Here is a 3756-nt window from a genome sequence, read left to right as displayed (position 1 = left end):
TTTTTACGAGAAAGTTTTTGTTGTTTGTGTTCTAGATTACGTTGATGTTTGGCTCAATGTCTAGGATTATCATATTTACTGCCATTACTGGTAATAGCAAAATGATTAAGTCCTAAATCGATTCCTATGGCTTTACCGTCCGATGACTGACTGGGCAACTCTGATCCATCATCAACTAAAATAGAAGCGTAGTATTTACCGTCTGGGTTTTTTGAGATAGTAACGGTTTTAATTGTTCCTGCAAATTCCCGATGACGAACACAATAAACTAATCCAACTTTACCCGGTAATTTGAGGTAGTCACCTTCAAATTTGACATTAGCTGGATAGCTAATTGATTGTTTACCATGTTTGGATTTGAATTTTGGTAATCTAGCTCGTTTTTCAAAGAAGTTTTGATAAGCTTGGGATAAGTTCAAAGCAACAACCTGTAAGCACTGGGAATAAGCATATGTCAACCAATCATATTCTTTTTTGAGACTAGGCAATAGTCCCTGAATATAGTTTCGTGTCAGTCCTTTTCCTGTGGTTTTATAGGTTTCTTGGCATAAATTCAGGGAATAATTCCAAAACCAACGACAACAACCGAAGCTTTTTGCTAAGGCTATTTCTTGCTCGGTATTAGGCTTAAGTCTGAATTTGTACGCTTTGTACATAAAAGTTATCAAGAAACTAAAACTATGATAACATAGTTTTTGAGGAATTGTCTATATACAAAGTCAGCATTCATGAGGGGAGCCCTGGGGGGAATTACTTCGGCCCTTTAAAAGCCCCGTCCCATCGCACTAAGCGCGAGGGATAAATGCTGACACTAAGTTAAAAGTGAAAAGTGGCGGCGAGAAACGGTCCGTTAAAGTTTTCCGTAAAACCGAACGCGTTATCGCCACTACCGTTTTTATACTCGATCCCGTAGAAACGATAGGCGAATTGCAGGGAAATTTGGCGATTCACCCACCAATCGACTCCAAAGAGGAGGTTCCAGCTTAGATCTGTATCGCCGGCCAGCCCGAAACCGGAAGCGTCTCCCCGAATCCATAAAGTGATCGGATCGGACACCTGTACCCCAAATTTACCGCCGAGGAGCGGTTCAAACCAAGTTCTCCCCTGACTGAAGGTTTGTTGGAAAGTTTGGCTGAAGTTGACAAGGGGACTGGATAGTTGTACGGTAAGCGTTTGCTCGATATCGATACTGATACTATTGAGACGAAGGCCTGCATAGGGCTGGAACCAAATTAAGGGAAAAGAGCGATTAGAGGGTTTTTCGGGCAGTTCGTGGCTGATCGGAGCGCCGATGTGGTAACTGACGGCGAAATCGTAGATGCCCTGATCGAATTGTAGGTTTGTTTCCGAATCCGCTTCGAGTTGCTGTAATTGGCGATTGTCGGCGAATTCTTGTACCTGTTGCATTGTTTGTTCTAGTTGTTCGAGCGATTCTCGGGCGTTCTGAATTTCTTGTTCGAGTCGTTGCAGGGGTTCGCTATCTTTTAACCCCCGTAACTCTTGGAGTTTCGCTTGCAGTTGTTGCAGGGGTTCGCTATCTTTTAACTGCTGTAGCTCCTGAACTTTTGCTTGCAATTGTTGGAGGATTTCGCTATCTTTAGTCTGCCGCAACTCCTCAATCTTCCCTTGTAGTTGTTGTAGGGGTTCGCTATCTTTTAGCTCCCGTAACTCTTGAATCTTCGCTTGCAGTTGTTGCAGGGGTTCGCTATCTTTTAACCCCTGCAATTCTTGAATTTTTTCCTGCCCTCTAGCCAGTGCTTCCTGTATTTGCGAGAGCTTTTCTTGAAAATCCTTTAAATTTCCTAGTCGATCGCTAAAGGCAGGATCGCGGGGTAATTCTGCTATTTTCTTCTCTAAATCCCGGAGATCTCGAATATCGATATTATCCCGAATCTCACCTATATCCACGTCGGGGAGAGTCTGAATTTTTACGACCATTTCTTGTAAAGTATTTTGGCGTTCGGCCAATTGTCCTTGAAGGCTGTCAAGAGCCTGTTTAAATTCGTTTAAGCGCTCGGCTTTTCGCTCGACCTCTTGCTGCACCTCCTGTCGAATTTCTGCGAGGGTCGTCTTCAGTTCCTGCGCCCGCTCGATTTTCGGAACGATCTCTTGCTGAAAACGTTGCCGAGCGTTATTGATCGCCGTTTCCAGTTCCTGTAACTGTTCCTCCCGAAGGGCGACTTCCTGCCGTATCTGATCGCGCACTTCTTCGGCCGCCGCTGGTAATTGGCTTAATTGTTCGGTTTTTAGGGCGATATCCTGTCGTAACGCTCGAATTTTGTCTCCTGCCTCTTGAAAGCTCCCCTCTTCTTTTAATCCTTGTATCCGATCGACCGACTGGGAAATGCCTTCGAGTCCATTGATCGCTTTTTGAATTCTCTGGCTGGCATCCCGACTCAGCAACCAATTCAAGGAGTCGATAAAATTCGGCTGTCGAACCGTTGTCTTCTGTCGGTCGATCACGTTTCTCAAGCTGGCGTAATAACCGTCGAAAATCAAACCGAAACGACCGTTCCAGGCTTCCACGCGCGCGCTACCCGTCACCCGGAGCGATTGTAACACTTCCCCGAGATCGAGATGATAGCTGACGGTACGTCCCCGGGCCGTTGCGGTTCCGTAGGTACTGATCGGAATGGTCGCGTAGGGCTGAAATTTAATCTGCCAACCTCGATCCTCTTGCCCCTGGGGAGCGGGATTTTCCGGTGCGATCGGGGTCGCAGCCGGGGTGGGTTCTGTGAGGGGAGAGGCTGGCAAAACTGGCGCTCCTACTCCCGCCAGATCCTTGGCACAGGCACTGTCGGGTAATTCCTCGGTTCGGGTTTCCCCCTCGAATACCAAGGGGGCGACCCTATTGGTCAAGGGGGTAAAACCCTCGCAGAAGGAAGGGGCAACGGTCACGGGAGCGATCGCTTTCCCCTCATCTATCGCTTCGGCAAGAACACTGGGGACGGGAAACGATAAACCGAACAAAGTCCAGATCAGCAGGCGGCATGGCGAGAATCCCATAATTTTTCACTCCTCACTATTAAAAAAACGATCTAGCGGTAGCAGCCGACAACGGTTACCGTGTAGGTCTTGCCGAAATGGTTGACACCACCGATAAAAAGATTGACTTGATAGGGTTCATCGTTGGGTTCCGGTGTGGCGGTAATAGTCAGGGGTTTACCCGGGTCGATCCGTACATCTTGTTGGTTAAAAAACTGTCCCGTGGTTTGATCGCTGTACTTGAGGTACATCTGGATATCGAAGGAACCACCCTCATCCGAGGATATAGTGGCCACGAATTTTTGCCAGCTGCGATCGCTCGGAACCGCCCAATCGGTATTCCAGTTATTGCGAGTGATATCGACACCGAACACACTGGGAACGGTCGGTTGAGAAACGGTCTTGGTTACTTGGTTTCCTTGACCACCGATCAAAGGTATCGGGACGCAGGTTTCTGAGGCACTAAGGGGCCAATTTAAGGCAAGGGCAAGCGATAAAGTGCCGAGCCAAGTAGGACGAAAAAGCATGAGCAAAACCTCGATAAATTAATCTGGGAGATTTTGATTCTAGATTATTGAGTATCTCTGAATATACTATCTAGGATCTGCTAAAAAAGTTTTTCGGTGGGGCTAGGGTGTGGGGTGTGGGGTGTGGGGTGTAGGGTTTTACCGATTTTCAGGTGGTCAACTACCTAATTTTCAGGGAAAAAGTCCCGGAATTTTCCCCCTGATCACTCCCAGTCCGGTACTTTTTGATTGACAAAAAGTCTAA

General features: G+C 47.0%; 2 protein-coding genes and 1 pseudogene. All 3 read right to left on the bottom strand.

Annotation, left to right across the window (positions count from 1 at the left end):
- Positions 1 to 56: 56 nt before the first annotated feature.
- Positions 57 to 656: pseudogene (locus IM319_RS11380) on the bottom strand (RNA-guided endonuclease InsQ/TnpB family protein); the annotation flags it as partial.
- Positions 657 to 816: 160 nt separating this feature from the next.
- On the bottom strand, positions 817 to 3006 hold the full coding sequence (locus IM319_RS11375) for a chromosome partitioning protein ParA (protein WP_287735674.1): 2190 nt from the start codon (positions 3004 to 3006) through the stop codon (positions 817 to 819).
- Between the two features lie 32 nt (positions 3007 to 3038).
- Positions 3039 to 3512, bottom strand: a complete 474-nt coding sequence (locus IM319_RS11370) for a hypothetical protein (protein ID WP_287076956.1) — start codon at positions 3510 to 3512, stop codon at positions 3039 to 3041.
- Positions 3513 to 3756: the final 244 nt, after the last annotated feature.

The organism is Microcystis sp. M113S1, from assembly GCF_020246945.1.
In the GTDB taxonomy this organism is placed as follows: Bacteria; Cyanobacteriota; Cyanobacteriia; order Cyanobacteriales; family Microcystaceae; genus Microcystis.
This window is presented reverse-complemented; position numbering and strand designations above follow the sequence as displayed.

Bases quoted from the DNA above. Each gene is read 5' to 3' on its own strand.
- IM319_RS11370 (WP_287076956.1), bottom strand. From the start codon at position 3,512: ATGCTTTTTCGTCCTACTTGGCTCGGCACTTTATCGCTTGCCCTTGCC.
- IM319_RS11375 (WP_287735674.1), bottom strand. From the start codon at position 3,006: ATGGGATTCTCGCCATGCCGCCTGCTGATCTGGACTTTGTTCGGTTTA.